The sequence below is a fragment of the Alistipes sp. genome, assembly GCF_020026455.1.
GTDB lineage: Bacteria > Bacteroidota > Bacteroidia > Bacteroidales > Rikenellaceae > Alistipes.
On record NZ_JAHHQJ010000007.1, the window covers coordinates 50,086 to 74,212 of the forward strand.

At 56.2% G+C, this 24,127-nt stretch carries 15 protein-coding genes and 4 tRNA genes; 6 read left to right on the forward strand and 13 right to left on the reverse strand.

Annotated features, from left to right (window positions below):
- Positions 1-191: 191 nt before the first annotated feature.
- The 6 genes from QZ460_RS05580 (at position 192) to QZ460_RS05605 (ending at position 9,984) form a co-directional block, all read left to right on the forward strand.
- On the forward strand, positions 192-3,410 hold the full coding sequence (locus QZ460_RS05580; protein ID WP_290540672.1) for a TonB-dependent receptor: 3,219 nt from the start codon (positions 192-194) through the stop codon (positions 3,408-3,410).
- A 13-nt stretch (positions 3,411-3,423) separates the two neighbouring features.
- Positions 3,424-4,998, forward strand: a complete 1,575-nt coding sequence (locus tag QZ460_RS05585) for a SusD/RagB family nutrient-binding outer membrane lipoprotein (protein WP_290540598.1) — start codon at positions 3,424-3,426, stop codon at positions 4,996-4,998.
- A gap of 5 nt (positions 4,999-5,003) precedes the next feature.
- Positions 5,004-5,912, forward strand: coding sequence for a glycoside hydrolase family 18 (locus tag QZ460_RS05590; RefSeq protein ID WP_290540599.1), 909 nt, complete (start codon positions 5,004-5,006; stop codon positions 5,910-5,912).
- 8 nt (positions 5,913-5,920) lie between these two features.
- On the forward strand, positions 5,921-7,279 hold the full coding sequence (locus QZ460_RS05595; protein ID WP_290540600.1) for a DUF1735 domain-containing protein: 1,359 nt from the start codon (positions 5,921-5,923) through the stop codon (positions 7,277-7,279).
- Between the two features lie 2 nt (positions 7,280-7,281).
- The gene (locus tag QZ460_RS05600; RefSeq protein WP_290540601.1) at positions 7,282-8,895 is read left to right on the forward strand and encodes a DUF1735 domain-containing protein; all 1,614 of its coding nucleotides are present in this window, start codon (positions 7,282-7,284) and stop codon (positions 8,893-8,895) included.
- Positions 8,896-8,982: 87 nt separating this feature from the next.
- The gene (locus QZ460_RS05605) at positions 8,983-9,984 is read left to right on the forward strand and encodes a glycosyl hydrolase family 18 protein (RefSeq protein WP_290540602.1); all 1,002 of its coding nucleotides are present in this window, start codon (positions 8,983-8,985) and stop codon (positions 9,982-9,984) included.
- Between the two features lie 417 nt (positions 9,985-10,401).
- On the opposite strand, the gene rpoC is transcribed toward QZ460_RS05605, so the two are convergent.
- From rpoC to QZ460_RS05670, 13 genes are all read right to left on the reverse strand, one after another.
- Positions 10,402-14,661, reverse strand: a complete 4,260-nt coding sequence (rpoC, locus tag QZ460_RS05610; protein ID WP_290540603.1) for a DNA-directed RNA polymerase subunit beta' — start codon at positions 14,659-14,661, stop codon at positions 10,402-10,404.
- Between the two features lie 36 nt (positions 14,662-14,697).
- Positions 14,698-18,558 carry a DNA-directed RNA polymerase subunit beta gene (rpoB, locus tag QZ460_RS05615; RefSeq protein WP_290540604.1) on the reverse strand — a complete coding sequence of 1,287 codons (3,861 nt, stop codon included), beginning with the start codon at positions 18,556-18,558 and terminating at the stop codon, positions 14,698-14,700.
- A 237-nt stretch (positions 18,559-18,795) separates the two neighbouring features.
- On the reverse strand, positions 18,796-19,173 hold the full coding sequence (gene rplL / locus QZ460_RS05620) for a 50S ribosomal protein L7/L12 (RefSeq protein ID WP_015548061.1): 378 nt from the start codon (positions 19,171-19,173) through the stop codon (positions 18,796-18,798).
- A 43-nt stretch (positions 19,174-19,216) separates the two neighbouring features.
- Positions 19,217-19,741, reverse strand: a complete 525-nt coding sequence (gene rplJ / locus QZ460_RS05625; protein ID WP_290540605.1) for a 50S ribosomal protein L10 — start codon at positions 19,739-19,741, stop codon at positions 19,217-19,219.
- A gap of 17 nt (positions 19,742-19,758) precedes the next feature.
- Positions 19,759-20,457: a 50S ribosomal protein L1 gene (gene rplA / locus QZ460_RS05630; RefSeq protein WP_044054614.1), complete on the reverse strand. Its 699-nt coding sequence runs from the start codon at positions 20,455-20,457 to the stop codon at positions 19,759-19,761.
- 11 nt (positions 20,458-20,468) lie between these two features.
- The gene (gene rplK / locus QZ460_RS05635; RefSeq protein WP_290540606.1) at positions 20,469-20,909 is read right to left on the reverse strand and encodes a 50S ribosomal protein L11; all 441 of its coding nucleotides are present in this window, start codon (positions 20,907-20,909) and stop codon (positions 20,469-20,471) included.
- A gap of 16 nt (positions 20,910-20,925) precedes the next feature.
- Positions 20,926-21,486: a transcription termination/antitermination protein NusG gene (gene nusG, locus QZ460_RS05640; RefSeq protein ID WP_015548064.1), complete on the reverse strand. Its 561-nt coding sequence runs from the start codon at positions 21,484-21,486 to the stop codon at positions 20,926-20,928.
- 15 nt (positions 21,487-21,501) lie between these two features.
- Positions 21,502-21,699, reverse strand: a complete 198-nt coding sequence (secE, locus tag QZ460_RS05645; protein WP_290540607.1) for a preprotein translocase subunit SecE — start codon at positions 21,697-21,699, stop codon at positions 21,502-21,504.
- A gap of 17 nt (positions 21,700-21,716) precedes the next feature.
- Positions 21,717-21,790 (reverse strand) — tRNA-Trp (locus QZ460_RS05650).
- A gap of 130 nt (positions 21,791-21,920) precedes the next feature.
- Positions 21,921-23,108, reverse strand: coding sequence for an elongation factor Tu (tuf, locus tag QZ460_RS05655; protein WP_290540608.1), 1,188 nt, complete (start codon positions 23,106-23,108; stop codon positions 21,921-21,923).
- Between the two features lie 130 nt (positions 23,109-23,238).
- Positions 23,239-23,314, reverse strand: a tRNA-Gly gene (locus tag QZ460_RS05660).
- An 87-nt stretch (positions 23,315-23,401) separates the two neighbouring features.
- Positions 23,402-23,484 (reverse strand) — tRNA-Tyr (locus QZ460_RS05665).
- 272 nt (positions 23,485-23,756) lie between these two features.
- Positions 23,757-23,830 (reverse strand) — tRNA-Thr (locus QZ460_RS05670).
- Positions 23,831-24,127: the final 297 nt, after the last annotated feature.

The window sequence follows — 24,127 nt, forward strand, 5'->3', positions numbered from 1 at the left end:
CAGGCCGGATAATAGATTGAATCGAGCTTCGTCCAAGACACTAATTAACCTATTATCTAAAACTTTGCAAAGATATGAATAAAACAGTATTCTTCAACAAGTTTCGAAGGCTGTTTGGGTTCGTACTGACAATCTCTTTGCTCGGGAGCGTGCTCGCCGCATCCGCACAGAATGGACGAATTGCCATCAAGATGGAAAACGTCCCTGTTTCCCAGGTTATGAAAGAGATTGAAAATCAAACCCGTTACTTGTTTATCAACAAAGGCGTCGACACCGGAAACCGGGTCAGCATCAACGCCGTTCAAAAAACAATCCAAGAGGTTTTGGCGCAGCTGTTCGCCAACACGGAAATAGCGTATCGGATCGATGGCTCCTACATCATCCTGACCCGAAAGAGCGAGGCCGGAAAGCCGGTTTTCGTGACCGGAAAAATCAGGGATGCCAAAGGAAATCCGATCATCGGAGCCAGCATTCTCGTCCAGGGAACGACAACAGGAGTCAGCTCCGATGCCGAGGGCGGATTCGCGCTTCAGATACCGGGCCCCGCAGCGGACAGGCGACTGGAAGTCAGCTTTATCGGCTACACGCCCGTATCGATCGAGGTGGGCAACCGGACTTCGTTCGACATCAGGCTCGAAGAGGCCGCTTCCGAAATCGAGCAGGTCGTGGTGACGGCTCTCGGCATCAGGCGTTCGGAAAAAGCCGTGGCCTACAACGTCCAGCAGCTCAAGGCCGAAGACATCACGACCGTCAAGGATGCCAACTTCATCAACTCGCTTTCGGGCAAGGTGGCCGGTGTGACGATCAACGCCTCGTCGTCGGGCGTGGGCGGTGCCTCGAAGGTCGTGCTGCGCGGTAACAAGTCGATTTCGCAGTCATCGAACGCACTCTATGTCATCGACGGTATTCCGATGTATAACTTCGGCGGCGGAGGCGGCACGGAGTTCGACTCGCGCGGAGCCACGGAGTCCATCGCCGACATCAACCCCGAAGACATCGAGTCGATGTCGGTGCTGACGGGTGCCGCCGCGGCAGCGCTCTACGGTTCGGAGGCAGCAAACGGCGCGGTGATGCTTACGACGAAAAAAGGACAGGCCGGCGCCTTGAAGGTGACGTTTTCAAGCAATACGGAGTTTCTGAATCCGTTCGTGCAGCCGGAATTCCAGAACCGCTACGGCACGGGCCTGAACGGCCAGCGCAACGGCTCGAAAATTTACAGCTGGGGCGAGAAACTGCGCCCCGCAGCCCGCTACGGCTATGCGCCGGATGATTTTTTCGAGACAGGGCACGTCTACACCAACGCCGTGACGGTATCGGGCGGTACGGACAAGAACCAGACCTATTTCTCGGCCGCTTCGGTCAATTCGGACGGCATCATCCCCAACAACGAATACGACCGTTACAACTTCACGTTCCGCAATACGTCGTATTTTCTGAATGACAAGCTCAAGCTCGATGCGAGTGCCAGCTACATCTATCAGAAAGACCAGAACATGACCAACCAGGGCGTCTATTCGAACCCGCTGGTTTCGGCCTACCTGTTCCCGCGAGGCGAGAATTTCGACCTTTACCGCCGCTTCGAGCGTTACAACGCCGGAACGAAACTCATGGGACAGTTCTGGAGTACGGATATGGAAGGCGGCGACCTGCGCATGCAGAACCCTTACTGGATTGCCCACCGCAACCTGCGCAATACGGACAAGAAGCGCTACATGCTGTCGTTCTCGGCCGGCTATGACATCCTGCCGTGGCTGAATGTTTCAGGACGTGTGCGTATCGACAACTCGAACTCGCTTTACACGCAAAAACTCTACGCCTCGTCGAACACCACGATTACGGAAGGCGGCAAGAACGGCCACTACACCGAAGCCCGTGCCTACGATACGCAGACCTATGCCGACGTGATGCTGAACATCGACAAGACGTTTGGCGACGATTGGTCGCTGACGGCCAACATCGGTGCGTCGATCAACAACATCAAAACCGACGAACTGTCGTACCGCGGTCCGATCCAGGAGAACGGACTTCCGAACATCTTCAATGTCTTCGATCTTGACGACACGAAAAAACGCGCCGAGAAATTCGGCTGGCACGACCAGACGCAGTCGATTTTCGCGTCGGTAGAGGTGGGCTGGAAACAGATGCTTTACCTCACGGTGACGGGGCGTAACGACTGGGCTTCGCAACTGGCCAATTCGCCCGAGTCATCGTTCTTCTATCCTTCGGCAGGTCTGTCGTGGGTTCCCTCCTCGACCTGGGATCTGGGCAAGGCGTTCAGCTACCTGAAAATCCGCGGCTCCATCGCCTCGGTGGGTATGCCTTTCCCGCGGCACCTGACCACTCCGACCTATGAATACGACGCAACGAACAAGGTCTGGAAGGATAAGACGCATTATCCGATCGGCGACCTGAAACCGGAGCGTACCATCACTTACGAGGTCGGTCTGGATGCCCGCCTGTGGCAGCATATCAACCTCTCGGCTTCGTGGTACCTGGCCGACACGAAAAACCAGACCTTCGATCCGTCGCTGCCGCCCTCGTCATCCTATACGACCATCTACCTGCAGACCGGACATGTCCGCAATACGGGTGTCGAACTGTCGCTGGGTTACTCGAAGCAGTGGCGCGGCTTCGGCTGGTCCACGAATTTTACCTATTCATGGAACAGGAACGAAATCCGCGAGCTGGCGGCCAATGCCGTCAACCCCGTAACGGGCGAAACATTGAACCTCACGAAACTTGACATCAAGGGGCTCGGCAAAGCCAAATACATCCTCAAGGAAGGGGGTACGCTGGGTGACCTTTATACGACGTCCAATCTACGGTATAACGAGAACGGTTACATCGAGGTGGACAATACCGGCAACTTGCAGGTTACGGACGAAGGCGAGGATATCTATTTAGGTTCGGTATTCCCTGATGCCAACCTCGCCTGGCGCAACGATTTCAGCTATAAGAGTATCAATCTCAGCGTGCTGCTCACGGCCCGCCTGGGCGGCATCTGCTACTCGGCGACGCAGGCCAATCTGGACCTGTACGGCGTTTCGGAAGCGTCGGCCGCAGCCCGCGATGCCGGCGGCGTGCTGATCAACGGCCGCGAGATGGTCGATGCGCAGAAGTGGTATCAGGCAGTCGGTTCGCAGTCGGGACTTCCGCAATATTACACCTACTCGGCCACGAATTTCCGTTTGCAGGAGTTGTCGCTGGGTTACACGTTCCCCCGCAAGTGGTTCCGCAACAAGATGGGGCTTACCGTATCGTTCGTAGGGCGCAACCTGTGGATGATCTACTGCAAGGCTCCGTTCGACCCCGAGGCCGTCGCTTCGACGGGGCTGAACTATCAGGGTATCGACTACTTTATGATGCCCTCGATGCGCAACCTCGGTTTCAATATCAAATTCCAATTCTAAACGCGTAGAGACCATGAAAAAGATAAACAAAGGATGGTATTCAATACTGCTGTCGGTCGCGCTGTTCGGATTGGCCGCCTGTACAAGTGATTTCGAAGACATCAACCGCAATCCCAATCAGGTTACCGACGACCAGATGGAGGCCCTGAACTACAAGACCGGTACGAAATTCAAGGCTCTGCAGGGCCTTGTGGTTCCCGTTCAGGAGCACATGTACCAGTTCAACGAGTCGCTTTCGGGCGGACCGTTCGGCGGCTATATCGGCGCTACGGTCGATACATGGCAGACCAAGTTCGAGACCTATAATCCCTCGGCCGACTGGCGTAAATGGCCTTTCGCCAATGTCATCACCGAGGCTTACACTCCTTATAAGGGGATCGTGAACGGCTCGGAAGACGAAGTGGCCATCGCTTTCGCCCGCCTGTTGCGTGTGGCCATCATGCACCGCGTGACGGACTCTTACGGCCCTATTCCCTACTCCAAGCTCGAAAGCAACGAATCGGTCTACGTGGAGTACGACTCGCAGGAGGCGGTCTATACGAAGATGTTCGAAGAGCTGGACGAGGCCATCGGGATACTGGGCCGTAACACGACGCTCCCGACTGAAGCATGGAGCCGCTACGACGGCGTCTATTACGGCAACATCGCCCAGTGGCTCAAATACGCCAACTCGCTCAAGCTGCGCATGGCGATGCGTCTCTCCTACGTCAAGCCCGACATCGCCCGCGCGAAGGCCGCCGAGGCCATTGCCGGGGGTGTTATCGAAGCCAACGCCGACAATGCGGCGATGCATGCTGCCGAGAACCGCACGACGCTCATCTACAACGACTGGGGCGACCACCGCGTCGGAGCCGACATACTCTGTTACATGACCGGCTACAAAGACCCGCGTCTGGAGAAGATGTTCCTTGCCAACGACGTCGGCGATTACGTGGGTATTCGCATCGGCATCGACGTGACGAGCAAGTCGCAGGCCGTGTCGAAATATTCCAACATGATCGTTGCTTCGACAACGCCCTACCTGTGGTTTAATGCCGCCGAGGCAACGTTCCTGCGTGCGGAATATGAACTGCGCTGGGGCTCGGAAGAAACGGCCCGGTCACTCTACGAAGCAGCCGTAAGGCTTTCGTTCGAGGAGCGCGGTGCCAGCGGCGCCGACGCCTATCTGGGCCAGGCCGACGTCAAGCCCGCTCCCTACACCGATCCGGTAGGCAACTACAGTGCGACGTCGCGGAGCGACATCGGGATTCCGTGGGCCGACGGCGCCGAGAACTTCGAGCGTAACCTCGAACGGATCATCACCCAGAAATGGATCGCCATCTTCCCGCTGGGTGTCGAGGCGTGGTCGGAGCATCGCCGCACGGGCTATCCGAAGCTGCTGCCCGTGCCCACCGACAAGTCGGGCGGCACGGTGGACGTAGCACAGGGGGCCCGACGGCTTCCATACCCCGTCGAAGAATATCAACAGAACAATGCGAATCTTCAGGCTGCGATCAATACGCTCAATGGCGAGCAGCAAAACGGCAACCGTTCGGGCGACGTGATGGGAACCCGCGTATGGTGGGATTGCAAATCTTATAACAACTAACAGCTATGAAACAGAACTTTATATTCACGCTACTGGCGCTGTTTTCGATGCTGTCGCTCGTCTCGTGCAGCGATTGGACGGAAACGGAAGTACTCGACAGTACGGTTAAAAAGCCCTGGGAGCGAGATCCTGCCCTGTGGGCCGAGTACACCGCGGCATTGAGGGTCTACAAGCAGTCGGAGCATTTCATCGTCTATGCCCGCATGCATAATTCGCCCGAGAAAGCGACCGGAGAGCAGGACTTCATGCGCTGCCTGCCCGATTCGCTGGATATCGTGACGCTGACCAACGCCGACAACTTCTCGAAATTCGACGCCGAGGATATGGCCGTCATGCACGAGAAAGGCACGAAAGTACTCTATCAGGTCGACTATGCCGCTCGTGCGGAGGAATTCGCCAATGCGGCGGCGCTCGACGCCTACCTCGACAAGGTTGTCGCAGCCGTCGCGGCCAACGGCATGGATGGCTACTCGTTCACCACCGACCCGCTCGATGCTGCAGCCACGGCACGAATCGTCGAAAAGCTCTCCGCGGCCAAAGCCGACAGTCAGCTCCTCGTCTTCGAGGGCAACCCCCTGTCGCTCGCCGCCGCCGACCGTGCAAAGATGAACTACGTCGTCCTCGACACCGAAAAACTCGAAAATGTTTTGGATGTAAAACTTCAGGCGCTGCACGCCGTTAACTATGCCGGCATCGAGGCCGAGCGGCTGCTGCTGACCGCCGAAATCAATGCCCCGCTGTTCGATGAAAACCGCACCGAGCACGCCGCCGTCGACGAAATGTCGCGCCGCGTCATCGAGTTCGGCCCGCTGGGCGGCCTTGCGGCTTACAATATCGCCGAGGGCTACTACCATGCGGAGATGAACTACCTGACGATCCGTAGGGCGATTCAAACGTTAAATCCCGCTAAATAGTGAACGTCATGAAAAAATACGGAAAATATCTGATTGCAGCCATTGCGGGACTCGTGGGTTTCGCGGCCTGCGATAATTACGAGGCCGACGACCACAAGTTCGGGAACGTCGTTTATCTCGACGTCGCGGAAACGAACGAAGTGCAACTTGCAACCTTCGGCAACAATAAACCGACTTACGACTGCACATTACAGGCCGAACTGACCTATCCTGCAGGGCAGGACATAGCGGTGACGCTCGCGGTAGACCCGTCGCTCGTCGGAACGTATAACTCCCGCTACGGCACGCAGTGGCCGATGCTCGATGCCAAATACTATGAGCTGTCGACCGAGAGTGTCACGATCGCCGCAGGAAAAACGGCCTCGGACGTCGTGACCCTGCAATTCAAGGAGTTGATGGGACAGGGCGAGGAACAGACGGGAGCGCTTCCCATCGACGAAACCTACCTCGTGCCAGTGCGCATCAGTCATGCCTCGATGGATGTGCTTCACGGTTCCGACGTGGCTTACTACGTCGTCAAACGCTCTTCGGCCATCACCGTAGCAGCACAGCTTACGGACAACTGGATCGAATTCCCGACCCTCGACAAGTATTCCGAAAGCAGCAAGGCCTGGAACGGCCTGCGAGCCATGACCTACGAGGCCTTGATTTACATCGACGAATTCGTGAAAACCAATACTGAAGGCAGCCCCGTCAACATCTCGTCCGTCATGGGTGTCGAGCAGTATCTGCTGCTGCGTATCGGCGACACGAATTTCGAGCGTCAGCAATTGCAGTTCGACGGTTCGGGCAGCGGCTCAGGCTTCGGCAAGTTCCCGGGCAAGGATGCCACAAAGATCCTCGAAACGGGACGCTGGTACCACGTGGCCTGCACCTACGACCAGACGACCCGAACCGTGCGCGTCTATGTCGACGGCAAGATCCAGAGCGAGGTCTCGGGCGTGGGCATCACGACGCAGAACGAGAAGAACTACATCAACCTGGCCATGCGCGCGCTCTACGATCGGTGGAACACCGCTTCCGAGGGCGACAAGGCCCAGTACGAAGAACTGGGCTACGACAAGCTGAGCGAGGCCTATCAGTTCTTTATCGGCCGCTCCTACGACGACTATCGGCCGCTGAACGGCAAGATCGCCGAGGCGCGTGTGTGGTCTGTGGCCCGCACGCCGGAACAGATTTGGGAAAATATGTATGAAATCGAAAACCCGGAGAAAGATCCGACGCTTCTTGGCTATTGGAAATGCAACGATGCTTCGGGGAATACGGTCAAGGACTATTCGATGTACGGCAACAACGGCGTCGCCAAGTACGACATCATTTGGCCGCAGGGCATCGAGATTCCGAAACTTAACGAAAACAACGAGTAACTATGAAGACTATTTTTGATTTGCAAACAGGGATGGTGACGCTTCTTTGCACGGCGGCATTCGCGGGCCTTACGGCCTGCGAGGCCGATGCCGTGATGCAGGAAAGTGGAAAATTGCCCGACAAAGGTTCCATCGAAGGGGTTCATGTGATGTTGTGCAGCAGCAATTCCGTGGAAAATACGGTCGATGTGCTGCTGACCGAAGGAGGGAGCATGACGAAGAACTTCTACCTGAGGCAGACACAGCCGGCGGCGGCGGGATATTCGCTCGACGCATGGTGCGATGCATCTTTGCTCGACGACTACGATGCCGGAGATGAAATCGAACGAACGCTGCTTCCGGAGGCGAATTACGAGTTTCCCGACGGCAATACGCTCGACCTCTCGGCCGCAACGCTGCGTTCGGAATTGAGACGTATCAAGTTCTCAGCAACAGGACTCGCCGCCGGAGAATACGTACTGCCGCTTACGGTCGCTGAACAGGACGCTCCGGACGAAAACAAGACGCTCTACTACAACGTTTCGGTTCGCCAGCCCTACACCGACGAATACGCCCTGCACGATGGCCATGACCTGTTTTTCGTATTCTATATCAACACGAACGATTTCCAACCGCTGTTGGCCTTGGATTACATCATGAGGAAAAAATTGGCTCGCGGAAAGACCGTGGCGTGGTACGATGCCGTAGGCAATATCGTCAACCTGCGTACCGTCCAGATCGGCTACGATGCAGCAACCAGCCGTGCCCTGCTCAACCTTGGATCTGACATGACCTATGTGCTCAGCCAATCGACGAAATATATCCGTCCGTTGCAGGAACACGGATCCAAAGTCTGCATCTCCATCGAAGGCGGAGGTAAGGGTCTCGGGTTCTGCAACCTCACTGATATTCAAATCGAAGACTTCGCCGCGCAGGTCAAAACCGTTATCGAACAATACGAACTCGACGGTGTAAACCTCTGGGACAGAAATTCCGGCTACGGCAAGGAGGGCATGCCGGCCATGAATACGACCTCCTATCCGAAACTCATCAAGGCGATGCGCGAAGCCCTCGGCCCCGACAAGTTGCTGACGCTGACCGTCTACGAGGAACCGACCGCGACCTTCTGGGATACGGAAGCGACAGGCGGAATCGCCGTCGGGGACTATATCGACTATGCATGGTCGGGCTACAACAACGAGAATGAGGCCCCACAACTGCTCGACCCATGGCACCCCGAACTGGAATATGTTTCGGTCTATACGCAAAAGCCGATTGCCAACCTGCCCAAAGAGCGGTACGGTTGCGTCAACTTTCCCATATATTCAACCTCGTCCATAGACAATGGCATAAATGACAAAACATACCAGGTACTTAATAATGACTTCTATGACTGGGTTCCCAAGTACAGGCCGAACAACATCATTGTCTTCGACGATTTGCATAGCAATCTCCAGGACTGTTACGAAGCTTTTTGGGACAATATGTTTGCAGAATGTTGCACTTTTATGGATCCAGAAAATAGGTATTTGCTCGGAAGCAGAAAAGGATACACCTATATGTTGGATATGAACAGACTCTGGACATTATCCGAAGGTATTCAGAATTACGGCAAATGGCTGAAAGACTGGAATTGAAAAAACGGTCAACAAAAACCACCCATGTTCTTCCATTTTATCCTCTCACAGCTCTTTAACCGGAGCAAACAACCAATTAAAATTCAAATGAAACAAAACTTCAAATTATTCGCAGCATTGGCAGCCAGTGCAGCGATGATGATCTCATGTCAGCAGGCAGAAGAATCGATGATGGACAAGACCCAAGAGTCCGTCGTTAAAACACGTGCTTACGGAGACAAAACTCCGAAGGTCACCATTTATGTCGAAACCAATGACGTGAACCCGCTCAATGCCGGCGACTATATGCTCTCCGACGGTACAGCCTACGCCGACATCGTGGAGTTCTTCGCCGCCAATCTCAACAAGGAGACGGTCAACGGCGTGGTGCGTCCGACCCTCTATCTCAACGACAAGATGACCAACCTGCTCGAAAACGGCGGTGCAGTCACCTATGTAGCGGGCCTGCAGGCCAAAGGCATCAAAGTCGTGCTCACCATCCTGCCCAACTGGCAGAATATCGACTTCACGAGTCTCAATAACACGCAGGCCGACCAGCTTGCAACGATTCTCGCCTATGCCGTAAATAAGTACGGACTCGACGGTATCGGATTCGACAACGAGTACGGCGGCACGGTGACCTCCGTTTCCGGTTCGTATGGCAACCTGATCACCAAACTGCGCGCCAAGTTGCCCGCCGGCAAGTTGATTACCCTCTTCCAGTACAATATCGGCAACAATCAGATCGATGCGACAGCCGGAGCCAAACTCGACCACGTCTATTCCAACTTCGGTTACAACACGTATATCAGCACTTCCGGCGTAACCAAGGAGCACTATGCACCGTTGTCGATCAATCTGGGTTCCATCGGTAGCAATGTATCTTATTATGGGGATAGAGCCTATGATTTGACCGAGGCCGCTTATGGTGGAATCATGCACTTCAACCTGCGTACGAGAAACGACTCCGATCCTCTGCCGTTGTTCAACGCCATTGCCGATGGAGCATGGGAGGAAACCGTTACTTGCGAGAATGGAAACCGTCCGCAGGACTGGACGTTCGTCAGCAGCGGTTACACCATCACCTACGACGAGGCTACGGCCGAATAACTCTTCAGAGATGTATTTGTTGACTTGTTTAGAATCGGTTGAGCATCTGTAAGCGACCCGATTTTGACCCGCACATCTTTTGAGGTGTGCGGGTTGTTTTAACGGATGAGAGGCATGGGAATCCGTTCATTCGCGCCACGTGGTGCAATTCGGGGGCATGGACGCTATCACAAAACAATTCGACGGGGCTGCGACCTCCAATCACAACTCCGTCGAATGCTGCTTTTTCAGGTTCCTCAGCCTGGAATACGCGCAAAAAGGTGTTTTTTCACACGCGGATTAGCTGCGGTTTGCGGTTTTCACTCCCCCCCCCTTCTAAAAAAAGGCCGCCCCTCATCTGAGGGGCGGCCTTTTTCAAAGATTCACACGACGGAGAACCGCCCGGCGACATGGCGCCCGGGACTCCCCCGCCTCTGGCTACTGTGCCTGCTGGAGCGTCTCCAGATCGGCCTTCGAACCGACTACAAGGTCGTCGTAATCGCGCAGACCCGTACCGCCGGGGATCAGGTGACCGCAGATCACGTTCTCCTTGAGGTTCTCCAGCGGGTCGACCTTGGCCTGGATGGCCGCCTCGTTCAGCACCTTGGTCGTCTCCTGGAACGAAGCCGCCGAGATGAAGCTCGAAGTCTGAAGTGCGGCGCGGGTGATACCCTGCAGCACCTGGGTCGACGTTGCGGGAACGATGTCGCGCACCTGCACCGGCTGCTGGTCGCGGCGCTTGAGGCTCGAATTCTCGTCGCGCAGCTTACGCAGCGAGATGATCTGTCCGGGCTGCAACGACGTCGAATCGCCTGCATCGGTGACGACCACCTTGTCGTACAACTCGTCGTTCACATCCATGAACTCCCACTTGTCGACAACCTGATCCTCGAAGAAACGGGTGTCTCCCGGATCCTCGATCTTCACCTTGTTCATCATCTGGCGGACGATGACCTCGAAGTGCTTGTCGTTGATCTTCACACCCTGCATGCGGTAGACCTCCTGCACCTCGTTGACGATGTACTCCTGCACCTTCGTCGGACCGAGGATATTGAGGATGTCGCTCGGGGTAATCGCGCCGTCCGACAGCGGGCTGCCGGCCTTCACGTAGTCGTTCTCCTGCACGATGATCTGGCGCGACAGGGGAACCAGATAGCGTTTCACATCGCCCTGCTTCGAGGTGATGATGATCTCACGATTACCGCGCTTGATCTTGCCGAAGGTTACCTCGCCGTCGATCTCCGATACGATGGCAGGATTCGACGGGTTGCGGGCCTCGAAGAGCTCCGTAACACGCGGCAGACCTCCGGTGATGTCACCGCCCGACTTGCCAACGGCACGCGGAATCTTGATCAGGATATCGCCGGCCTTGATGCGGGCGTTGTCCTTCACGACCACGTGGGCACCCACGGGAAGGTTATACTGCTTGACCTCGAGGCCTTCGCGGTCGAGGATCTTGATGACCGGGTTCTTGGTCTTGTCCTTCGACTCGATCACGACCTTCTCCGAAAGGCCCGTCTGCTCGTCGCGCTCGTCGCGGTAGGTGATACCCTCGATGACGCTCTCGTAGGAGGCCTTACCCTCGTACTCCGAAATGATAACGGCGTTGTAGGGGTCCCACTCGCAGATCAGGTCGCCCTTCTTGACCTCGGAACCGTCCGCCATGAAGAGCGTAGCACCGTAGGGCAGGTTATGCGTATAGAGGACAATGTCGGTCTTCGGGTCGACGATGCGGAACTCCGACTGACGCGAAATCACGATATCGATTGCTTCGCCGGCCGTATTCTTGCCCTTGACGGTGCGCAGCTCGTCGATCTCCAGGCGGCCTTCGTATTTCGAAACGACATTGGTTTCGACAGCCGTGCCTCCGGCCACACCACCGACGTGGAACGTACGCAGAGTCAGCTGCGTACCCGGCTCTCCGATAGACTGTGCGGCGATGACGCCGACGACCTCGCCCTTCTGGACCATGCGGGCCGTGGCCAGGTTGCGGCCGTAGCACTTCGCGCACACTCCGCGGCGCGACTCGCAGGTCAGCACCGAACGGATCTCAACCGACTCCAGCGGCGATTTCTCGATGGCTTCGGCAATCGGCTCGGTAATCTCCTCGCCGGCCTTGCAGATCACCTCGCCGGTCAGCGGGTGGATCACGTCGTTCAGAGCAACACGGCCCAGAATGCGGTCGTAGAGCGTCTGCACCACGTCGTCGTTGCGTTTGATGGCCGTAGCCGTCAGACCACGCAGCGTGCCGCAGTCTTCCTCGTTGATGATCACGTCCTGCGCCACGTCCACCAGACGACGCGTCAGGTAACCGGCGTCGGCCGTCTTCAAGGCCGTGTCGGCAAGACCCTTACGGGCACCGTGGGTCGAAATGAAGTACTCCAACACCGAAAGTCCCTCCTTGAAGTTCGAGAGAATCGGGTTCTCGATGACCTGCTGGCCACCCTCGACTCCCGACTTCTGCGGCTTGGCCATCAGTCCACGCATACCGCTCAACTGACGGATCTGCTCCTTCGAACCACGGGCTCCCGAGTCGAGCATCATGTAGACCGGGTTGAAACCGTCGTTGTCCTTGATCAGCGTTTCGATCACGACCTTCGTCAGCTTGGAATTGATATTCGTCCAAACATCGATGATCTGGTTGTAACGCTCGTTATTGGTGATGAGACCCATGTTGTAGTCCTCCATGATGGCGTCCGAACGTTCGTAGCCCTCCTGCACGAGTTTCTCCTTCTCTTCGGGGATGATCACGGCATCGAGGTTGAACGACAGACCGCCGCGGAAGGCCATCCGGTAACCCATATTCTTGATGTCATCGAGGAAGGCGGCCACCTTGTCGGCTCCGGCCTTCTTCATCACCACGGCGATGATGTCGCGCAGCGAACGCTTCGTCAGAATCTCGTTGATGTAGCCCACCTCCTTGGGAACCACCTGGTTGAAGAGGATACGGCCGATGGTCGTCTCCTTTAGCACACGCACCTCGTTGCCCTGCTCGTCCAGGTCGTCGACCATGCACTTCACAATGGCGTGCAGGTCCGCACGGCCCTCGTTGTAGGCGATGATCGCCTCCTCGGCACCGTAGAATATGCGGCCTTCGCCCTTCACGCCCTTGCGGGGCTTGGTGATGTAGTAGAGACCGAGGACCATGTCCTGCGAAGGCACCGTAATCGGCGCACCGTTCGCGGGGTTGAGGACGTTGTGCGAACCCAGCATCAGCAACTGGGCCTCCAGGATGGCGGCATTGCCCAGCGGCAGGTGCACGGCCATCTGGTCGCCGTCGAAGTCGGCGTTGAACGCCGTACATGCCAGCGGGTGCAACTGCATGGCCTTACCCTCGATCAGCTTGGGCTGGAATGCCTGGATACCGAGGCGGTGCAGCGTCGGGGCGCGGTTCATCAGCACGGGGTGTCCCTTGATGACGTTCTCCAGAATGCCCCAGATCACGGGATCCTTGCGGTCGATGATCTTCTTGGCGGACTTCACCGTCTTGACGATACCGCGCTCGATGAGCTTGCGGATCACGAACGGCTTGTAGAGCTCAGCGGCCATATCCTTGGGGATACCCATCTCGTGCATCTTCAGCTCGGGACCGACGACGATGACCGAACGGGCCGAGTAGTCGACACGCTTACCCAGCAGGTTCTGGCGGAAGCGGCCCTGCTTGCCCTTGAGCGAATCCGACAGCGACTTGAGCGGACGGTTCGACTCGTTCTTCACGGCATTGCTCTTGCGCGAGTTGTCGAACAGCGAGTCGACGGCCTCCTGCAACATGCGCTTCTCGTTGCGCAGAATCACCTCCGGAGCCTTGATCTCGATCAGACGCTTGAGGCGGTTGTTGCGGATGATGACGCGGCGGTAGAGGTCGTTCAGGTCCGACGTGGCGAAACGTCCGCCGTCCAGCGGCACCAGCGGGCGCAACTCGGGCGGGATCACCGGAATCACGTTCAGCACCATCCACTCGGGTTTGTTCTTGCCCTCCGAGGCACGGAACGACTCGATGACGTTCAAGCACTTCAGCGCCTCCGACTTACGCTGCTGCGAGGTCTCGGTCGAGGCCTTGTGACGCAGGGCGTAGGACATCGAGTCGAGGTCCACCTGCTTCAGCAGCGTGTAGACGGCCTCGGCTCCCATCATGGCGACGAACTTGTTGGGATCCGAATCGTCGAGCGACTGGTTGCCCTTCGGCAGCGCGGCCAGCACGTCGAGGTACTCCTTCTCCGAAAGCGTGGCCAGGCGCTCGATGCCCTGCTCCGAGGCTGCTCCGGCGTTGATCACGACGTAGCGCTCGTAGTAGATGATCGCCTCGAGTTTCTTCGACGGAATGCCCAGCAGGTAGCCGATCTTCGAAGGCAGCGAGCGGAAATACCAGATGTGCACCACCGGAACCACCAGCGAGATGTGTCCCATGCGCTCGCGGCGCACCTTCTTCTCGGTCACCTCCACGCCGCAGCGGTCGCAGACGATGCCCTTGTAACGGATGCGCTTGTACTTACCGCAGTGGCACTCGTAATCCTTCACCGGACCGAAAATCCGCTCGCAGAACAGACCGTCGCGCTCGGGCTTGTAGGTACGGTAGTTAATGGTCTCGGGCTTCAGCACCTCGCCGCTCGACTGGGCCAGAATCTCCTCGGGGGAAGCCAGGCCAATCGAAATCCGGCTGTAACCATTATTCGGTTTATTGTCTTTGGTAATTGACATATTTATTCTCGTTTTTCTTTTCCTCTAAAATACTCCTTACTCGAGTTTCACCGACAGAGCCAGACCACGAAGTTCGTGCAGCAGCACGTTCATTGCCTCGGGAATACCCGGCTTGGGCAGATTCTCGCCCTTGACGATGGCCTCATACGCCTTGGCGCGGCCCATCACGTCGTCGGACTTGATCGTCAGAATCTCCTGCAGGATGTTGGCGGCGCCGAAGCCTTCGAGCGCCCAAACCTCCATCTCTCCGAAACGCTGACCTCCGAACTGGGCTTTACCGCCGAGCGGCTGCTGCGTGATGAGCGAGTAGGGACCGATCGAACGCGCGTGCATCTTGTCGTCGATCATGTGGCCCAGCTTGAGCATGTAGATCACGCCCACCGTAGCCGGCTGGTCGAACATCTCGCCCGTGCCACCGTCGTAGAGGTAGGTACGGCCGCTGTGCGGAATACCCGCCTCGGCCGTATATTCGTTGATCTGGTCGAGCGAAGCACCATCGAAAATCGGCGTGGCGAACTTCAAGCCCAGCTCGCGGCCGGCCCATCCGAGCACGGTCTCGTAGATCTGGCCGAGGTTCATTCGCGAAGGCACACCCAGCGGGTTCAGGCAGATGTCGACGATCGTTCCGTCCTCGAGGAACGGCATATCCTCGTCGCGCACGATGCGGGCAACGATACCCTTGTTACCGTGGCGGCCGGCCATCTTGTCACCCACCTTCAGCTTACGCTTCTTGGCGATGTAGACCTTGGCCATCTGGATGACGCCCGTCTGCGGGAGCTCGTCGCCGTTGGTAATGTTGTATTTCTCGCGCTTGATGGCAGCGTCGGCCTTCTTCCACTCGATGGTGTAATTGTTGACGGTGGCCTCGATGAGCGCATCAGTGTGGGCATCGCCCGTCCAGTTGCACGTTCCAAGGTTCAGGTAACCCATCACCACGCCGGTCTTCTCGTCCGACGACTTGCGGGCGATCTCCTCCAGCATCTTCTGCGAGAATTTCGTCCCCGAGGGATAGAGTTCCACCCCGAAGTAGTCCGTGATGCCCGTAGTGGTCTTGCCCTGGAGCAGCGTCCACAACTTGCCGACCAGACGCTTCGTCAGTTCCGCAATTTCGGCCGCGAACTTCTCGTCGAGCTTGTCCAACTGTGCCTTCTCGGCGCTCTTGCTCTTCTTGCCCTCCTTGTTGGCGCGGCTGTAGAGTCGCGTGTCGATCACCACGCCGTGCAGCGACGGCTGGGCCTTCAGCGAGGCATCCTTCACGTCGCCGGCCTTGTCGCCGAAGATCGCGCGGAGCAGCTTCTCCTCGGGCGACGGATCGCTCTCACCCTTCGGGGTGATCTTACCGATCAGGATGTCGCCCGGGTGGATGTTGGCACCGACACGTACGATACCGTTGGCGTCGAGGTCCTTCGTGGCGTCCTCCGAGACGTTGGGAATATCCGACGTAAGCTCCTCGACACCGCGCTTGGTGTCGCGGACCTCCATGATGTACTCGTCGACATGCACCGAGGTGAAGATGTCCTCCCGCTGGATACGCTCCGAGATCACGATGGCGTCCTCGAAGTTGTAACCCTTCCAGGGCATGAACGCCACCTTGAGGTTGCGGCCCAGGGCCAGCTCGCCGTGCTGCGTCGAGTAGCCTTCGGTCAGAATCTGGCCCTTGGTAACCTTGGCGCCCGTCAGCACGATGGGACGCAGCGTCACCGATGTATTTTGGTTGGTACGACGGTAACGCGGCAGCGTGTAGGTCGTCACCTCCGGAGCGAACGATGCCAGGATCTCATCCTCCGTACGCTCGTATTTGATCTGGATCTTCGTCGCATCGGCGAAAACCACCTCACCGTCGCCTTCGGCTACGATCTGGATGCGGCTGTCGGAGATCATGTCCTTCTCGATACCCGTGCCGACGATCGGGGCTTCCGAAGTCACCAGGGGCACGGCCTGGCGCATCATGTTCGAACCCATCAGCGCACGGTTGGCGTCGTCGTGCTCCAGGAACGGGATAAGGCTCGCGGCGATCGAGGCGATCTGGTTCGGAGCGACGTCCATCAGGTCCACATCGTTGGCCGTCACCACGGGGAAATCGGCGCCTTCACGCGCCTTGATACGATCCGGCTCCAGGAAATTGCCCTCCTCGTCGATCGGGGTGTTCGCCTGTGCGGCGACCAGGTCTTCCTCCTCCTCGGCCGAATAGTAGTGGATGTGCGAATTGTCCATATCGACCTTGCCGTTCTCCACACGACGGTAAGGCGTCTCGATGAATCCCATCGGGGAGATCTTCGCATAGACGCACAGCGACGAGATCAGACCGATGTTCGGGCCTTCCGGCGACTCGATCGGGCACAGACGTCCGTAGTGCGTGTAGTGCACGTCTCGCACCTCGAAACCGGCGCGGTCACGCGACAGACCGCCGGGACCGAGGGCCGACAGACGGCGTTTGTGCGTGATTTCGGCCAGCGGGTTGATCTGGTCCATGAACTGAGAGAGCTGCGAGGTGCCGAAGAAGGAGTTGATCACCGACGAAAGGGTCTTGGCATTGATCAGGTCCACCGGCGTGAACACCTCGTTGTCGCGCACGTTCATGCGCTCGCGGATCGTACGCGCCATGCGCACGAAACCGACCGAGAACTGATTCGACAGCTGCTCGCCCACCGTGCGGACGCGGCGGTTCGACAGGTGGTCGATATCGTCGACGTCGGCTTTCGAGTTGATCAGCTGGATCAGGTATTTGATGATAGCGATGATGTCCTCGCGCGTCAGCGTGCGGATGGCCGGATCGGTGTCCAGATCCAGTTTCTTGTTGATGCGGTAACGGCCCACATCGCCCAGGTCATAGCGTTTGTCCGAGAAGAACAGCTTCTCGATGACGTCGCGCGCAGTCGCCTCATCGGGCGGCTCCGAAGCGCGCAACTGCCTGTATATATAAACCACGGCCTCCTTCTCGGAGTTGCACGGGTCTTTTTGCAGCGTATTGTAGATGATCGAAAAATCGATGCCCGAAAGGTTCTCCTTGTGCAGCAGAATCGTCTTGGCGCCGCTCTCGAGGATTTGGTCCACATGCTCCTCCTCGAGGACCGTCTCGCGGTCCACGATCACGTTGTTTCGCTCGATGGAAACCACCTCGCCCGTGTCCTCGTCCACAAAGTCCTCGACCCACGTCGAGAGCACCCTGGCGGCCAGCTTGCGACCCACGGCCTTCTTGAGGTTGGCCTTGTTGACCTTCACCTCGTCCGCCAGGTCGAAGATTTCCAGAATCTGCTGGTCGGCCTCGTAACCGATGGCGCGCAGCAGCGTCGTGACGGGCAGCTTCTTCTTACGGTCGATGTACGCATACATCACGTTGTTGATGTCCGTAGCGAACTCGATCCACGAACCCTTGAAAGGAATGATTCGTGCCGAGTAGAGTTTGGTTCCGTTCGTGTGCATGCTCTGCCCGAAGAACACGCCCGGCGAACGGTGCAGCTGGGATACGATGACACGCTCCGCACCGTTGATGACGAACGTACCCCGTTCGGTCATGTAGGGGATCGTACCGAAGTACACGTCCTGAACGACAACGCCGAAATCCTCGTGCTCGTCGTCCGTACAATAGAGCTTCAGCTTGGCTTTCAGCGGAACGCTGTAGGTCAATCCGCGCTCCAGACACTCCTCAATCGAGTAACGGGGCGGGTCGATATAGTAGTCGATAAACTCCAGAACGAAATTGTTCCGGGTATCCGTGATGGGAAAATTTTCCTGGAAGACCTTGTAAAGACCCTCGTTCTTACGGTTTTCGGCCGTGGTGTCCATCTGGAAAAAGTCCCGGAATGATTTAAGCTGTATCTCCAGCAAATCCGGATACGGAACCCGGTTCTTTACCGTCGAAAAGCTAATTCTTTGTTGTGTTTTTGCTGCGGACATCGTAAAATCCAAATTAGTTGAAGTGTAATGGGTTACGCTCCCCAAAAAGTGCGGGTCATTATCCCGGCAATGCTCCCGTACGAAGGCGTTGCTGGCCCCGGGAGCATCCTATATTCCAAAAACCGGACACAGCTCCTGATCGGCACTTCCGGTCTTTAGACCAAGAAAAGGCATAGAGCTTACACCGCCGGTAAGCCCTACACCTGTTCGTCTTCTATTGATGCTTAAGCAGCAATGCTACTTGAGCTCAACTTCAGCACCTGCTTCCTCGAGCTGGCCTTTGATCTGCTCAGCCTCCTCCTTGGAAACACCCTCTTTTACAGCCTTGGGAGCACCGTCAACCAGAGCCTTGGCATCACCCAGCGAAAGACCTGCGATGTCCTTCACAACCTTGATAACCTGGAGCTTGGCCTGACCTGCAGCCTTCAGGATAACGTCGAACGACGTCTTCTCTGCGGCAGCAGCCTCGCCTGCGCCTGCAGCGGGGGCTGCAACGGCAACAGCGGCAGCAGCCGGCTCAATGCCATACTCCTCCTTGAGGATCTGTGCGAGTTCGTTTACCTCGGTAACCTTCAGGTTTACCAGTTCTTCAGCAAGTTTCTTTACGTCTGCCATAGTTGTAAGCTTATTAATTTGTTTTTGATTCTTGTTTGTGAAATTAGTTGTTTCTCGATTCGAGCGTCTTCACGAGGCCCGCAATCTTTTGGCCTGCATTAGCCTGCAATGCAGAAATAACATTCTTGGCCGGGGACTGGAGCAGTGCGACGATGTCGGCGATAAGCTCTTCCTTCGACTTGATGTTACACAGAGCGTCCAGCTGATTGTCACCCACGTAAACGCACCCTTCGGCAAAAGCCGCCTTCAGAACGGGCTTCTCCGACTTCTTGCGGAACTCCTTGATCAAGACAGCGGGAGCTTTCGCAACGTTGGTGAACATAATCGAGGTAGGACCCTCCAATACTTTTACCAGATCAGCATCGGCCTTCTCCACCTTCTCGAGGGCTTTGCCCAGGAGGGTGTTCTTTACGACCACCAGCTTCACGTCGCTCTCGAAGCACTTGCGGCGCAGGGCAGCGGTCTGCTCTGCGTTCAGCGACTCGATATCGGCGATATAGAAGTGAGGATAAGCCTGGAGCTGCTCGGCAAGGCTGTTAATTACAACCAGTTTTTCTTCCTTAGTCATCTCTTGTCTCCTCCTTCTTATTTGGTTTCTACTGATTTGGAATCAATCTGCACGCCGGGGCTCATGGTGGTCGAGAGATAAATACTCTTCACATAAGAACCTTTGGCAGCAGCCGGTTTCAGCTTGAGAATCATATTCAGCACCTCTTTCGCGTTGTCCACGATCTGATCTGCCGAGAACGAAACCTTGCCTACCGTCGTGTGGATAATACCGAATTTGTCGACCTTGAAGTCGATCTTTCCGGCTTTTACCTCCTGGACGGCTTTACCGACTTCCATCGTAACCGTACCGGTCTTGGGGTTAGGCATCAGTCCGCGGGGACCCAAAATACGGCCCAGCGCACCGACTTTTCCCATCACATTGGGAGTACAGATGATCACGTCAACGTCGGTCCAGCCGGCCTTGATCTTGTCAACATACTCGTCCAGACCTACGTAGTCCGCACCTGCGGCCTGTGCCTCAGCCTCCTTCTCGGGCGTACACAGCACCAGCACGCGCACCGTCTTACCGGTTCCGTGGGGAAGCGTCACCACGCCGCGAACCATCTGGTTCGCCTTGCGGGGATCGACTCCCAAACGTACGTCGATATCCACCGAAGCGTCGAATTTCGTGAACGTAATTTCCTTCAGAAGAGCGGCTGCCTCCGAGAGTTTGTAAGCCTTACCGGCTTCCACCTTAGCGTAGGCGATCTTTTGATTTTTTGTCAACTTACTCATCTTCTTCGCAATTACATATTAGGAAATTCTCCGACGACACTGATACCCATACTGCGGGCAGTACCGGCAACCATGCGCATAGCGGATTCCAGCGTGAAGCAGTTCATGTCAGGCATTTTGTCCTGTGCGATTTCGCGGATCTGATTCCACGTCACCTGACCGACCTTGTCGCGGTTGGGCTGTGCGGAACCTTTCTGTGCTTTAGCTGCTTCCTTGAGCTGGATAGCTACGGGCGGCTGTTTTACAACAAAGTCGAACGACTTATCGCTGTAAACCGTGATGATGACCGGAAGAACCTTTCCCGCCTTGTCCTGCGTACGAGCATTGAATTGCTTGCAGAAGTCCATGATATTGACTCCCTTAGAACCCAATGCGGGACCAACCGGGGGCGAAGGATTGGCGGCACCACCTTTGATCTGCAATTTAATAAATGCAGCAACCTCTTTTGCCATAGTTTTCCTTGGTTAATTATTCTTTTTCTACTTGGGTGAAACTCAACTCCATAGGAGTTTTGCGCCCGAATATCTTCACCGATACCGTGAGTTTCTTGCGCTCGTTGTCGACTGCCTCGATAGTACCTTGGAAGCTCGAGAAAGGACCGTCCGTAACCTTGACGGTCTCGCCGACAAAGAAGGGTATTTCGTTCTCCTCCTCCTGTGCGTTCAGCTCGTCGACACGGCCGAGGATGCGCGCTACCTCCTGCGGACGCAGGGGCGTGGCGTTCATCTTGCGGCTGTCCTCTTTGGTGTCGCCGAGGAAACCCAGCACATTGGGGGTATTGCGAATAATAATCGGAATCTGACCTACGAATGCAGCCTCCACCAACACGTAACCCGGATAAGAGACCTTCTCCTTGGAGACCTTCTTTCCGTTACGGATCGTGTAGACTTTTTCGGTAGGAATCAGCACCTGGGAAATGTAGTCCTCAAGGTGGTTGTGGCGGATCTCAGCCTCGATATACTCTTTGACCTTCCCCTCCTTGCCACCGATGGCGCGGACAACATACCACTGTTTCTTAATCTCGCTCATCGTTCCAGCAAACAATTAACGACCGAGACCTCCCAGGGTCTTGTAAATGGCGGCCATCACGTTCTCGAACGTCACGTCCATCGCCAAAACGACTACGGCGAAGATGACCGAAGCTACCATCACGACGATCGTGGAGCTCTGGAGCTGCGGAAACGTCGGCCACGTTACCTTGTTTACAAGCTCGTTGTAAGATTCTTTAACGTATTTGATCATATCTTCGTCTTTTACTTTGGCAGGAGCAGAGAGATTCGAACTCCCATCAACGGTTTTGGAGACCGCTATTCTACCCTTGAACTATGCTCCTAAGTGACAGAAAGCGTACAGCAGTCCGTACTGCTTTCTGTCTATTTTATTTGTCGCCTAAAAATCACTGGCGACAGTGGTTGGCGTTCGGCCTTCGCAAGCAAGCTTCCGACGGCCTTGTGCGCCTTGAACTACTTCACGATCTTCAGGATCTGACCTGCACCTACCGTACGGCCACCCTCGCGGATTGCGAAACGCAGACCTTCGTTGATAGCAACGGGGTAGATCAGCTTCACGGTGATGGTCACGTGGTCACCCGGCATGACCATGTCGACGCCTGCGGGCAGGTGAACCTCACCCGTTACGTCCATCGTACGCAGGTAGAACTGGGGACGGTAGTTGTTGTGGAACGGCGTGTGACGGCCACCCTCCTCTTTCTTCAGGATGTAGACCTCAGCCTCGAACTCGGTGTGCGGAGTGATCGAACCCGGCTTGGCAACAACCATACCGCGCTTAACCTCCTTCTTATCGATACCGCGGAGCAGCAGACCTACGTTGTCGCCGGCCTCGCCCTCGTCGAGCAGCTTGCGGAACATCTCGACACCCGTACAGGTCGACGTGAGGGTCTTCTCCTCGAGACCTACGATCTCAACGGGATCACCTACATGGATCACACCGGTCTCGATACGGCCCGTTACAACGGTTCCACGGCCGGTGATCGAGAACACGTCCTCGACAGGCATCAGGAACGGCTTCTCGTTCTCACGCGGGGGAACGGGGATATAATCGTCAACGGCAGCCATCAGCTCCATGATCTTCTCCTCCCACTTCGGCTCGCCGTTCAGGCCGCCGAGTGCGGAACCACGGATGATGGGAGCGTTGTCGCCATCGTACTCATACTTGGAAAGCAGGTCGCGAACCTCCATCTCGACCAGGTCGAGCATCTCGGGATCGTCCACCATGTCGCACTTGTTCAGGAAAACAACGATGCGCGGTACGTTCACCTGACGGGCGAGCAGCACGTGCTCGTTGGTCTGGGGCATCGGACCGTCCGTAGCGGCAACGACCAGGATAGCACCGTCCATCTGAGCAGCACCCGTAACCATGTTCTTCACATAGTCGGCGTGGCCCGGGCAGTCTACGTGAGCGTAGTGGCGGTTGGCCGTCTGGTACTCAACGTGCGAGGTGTTGATCGTGATACCACGCTCTTTCTCCTCGGGGGCGTTGTCGATCGAGTCGAACGAACGGAGTTCCGACAGACCGTTCTTAGCCAAAACAGTCGTGATAGCAGCGGTAAGGGTGGTCTTACCGTGGTCAACGTGACCGATGGTACCGATGTTTACGTGCGGTTTCGACCGGTCGAATTTTTCTTTTGCCATAGTATTAAGTATTTAAAGTATTGTTAAAAATTGTCCCAAAGTTTTAAAATTCATTTCGCAGAACAAGCGAGCGACACAAACTCTCCATCATCACCGATCGGAGGCGTTCGTATCACACGCTGCTGCGTACTGGAGCGGAAGACGAGGCTCAAACTCGCGACCCTCAGCTTGGAAGGCTGATGCTCTATCAACTGAGCTACTTCCGCAAAAACAAACCGTATCAGAGTATCCCCTCCCTCACACCGCCTTGCGACGGCGCCGGGTCTGCAACTCCAACCGGCTCTTTTTTTTTGTGGGAAGTGATGGATTCGAACCACCGAAGGCGTACGCCAGCAGATTTACAGTCTGCCCCATTTGGCCACTCTGGTAACTTCCCTTGTCTTGCTCCTCTCCCATACGGAACAGCCTTTTCACTCGGCTTCTTCCTGTTTTATCCGGGCTTGACTTCACCTGCGCGTTGCGCCGCTCGTCTTGCCCTTTCGGGGAGGCTTCGCTCCACCGACGCTCTTCGTCGCGAAAACACCTCGTCTCTCTCGAAACTCCCAGTCTCAAAAGGTTTGTCGCATCAAACAAGTCCGACCGTCATCCTCTTTTTCGACTGCTGCCATCGGCAGGGTCTTTTCCACTCATCCTCGCGTCGGCTTTCCGAGCCGATGGAGGGATTCGAACCCCCGACCAGCTGATTACAAATCAGCTGCTCTGGCCAACTGAGCTACATCGGCAGTATTCACCGTTTTGGATTGCAAAAGTAGGCATAAAAAATTTATCGCGCAAATTATTCGGGATAAATTTTCTACTTTTTTACTCTTCTCAAAGAACCGCGCCCAATCGTGCTGACTTCAGGGGCGAAATCGGGTGCAAAGATAGGAAAAGTTTTGGATAACGCAACACCTACCGCAAAAAATATTATCTCTCCAGACCAAGCGGGCCACCCCACCGCCCGAAAAGCGCCCCGGAAGCCCCTAAAAACCCGTCCCAGAGACTGAATGCCAATCTTTACGGGCAACCCCGGATCCGCG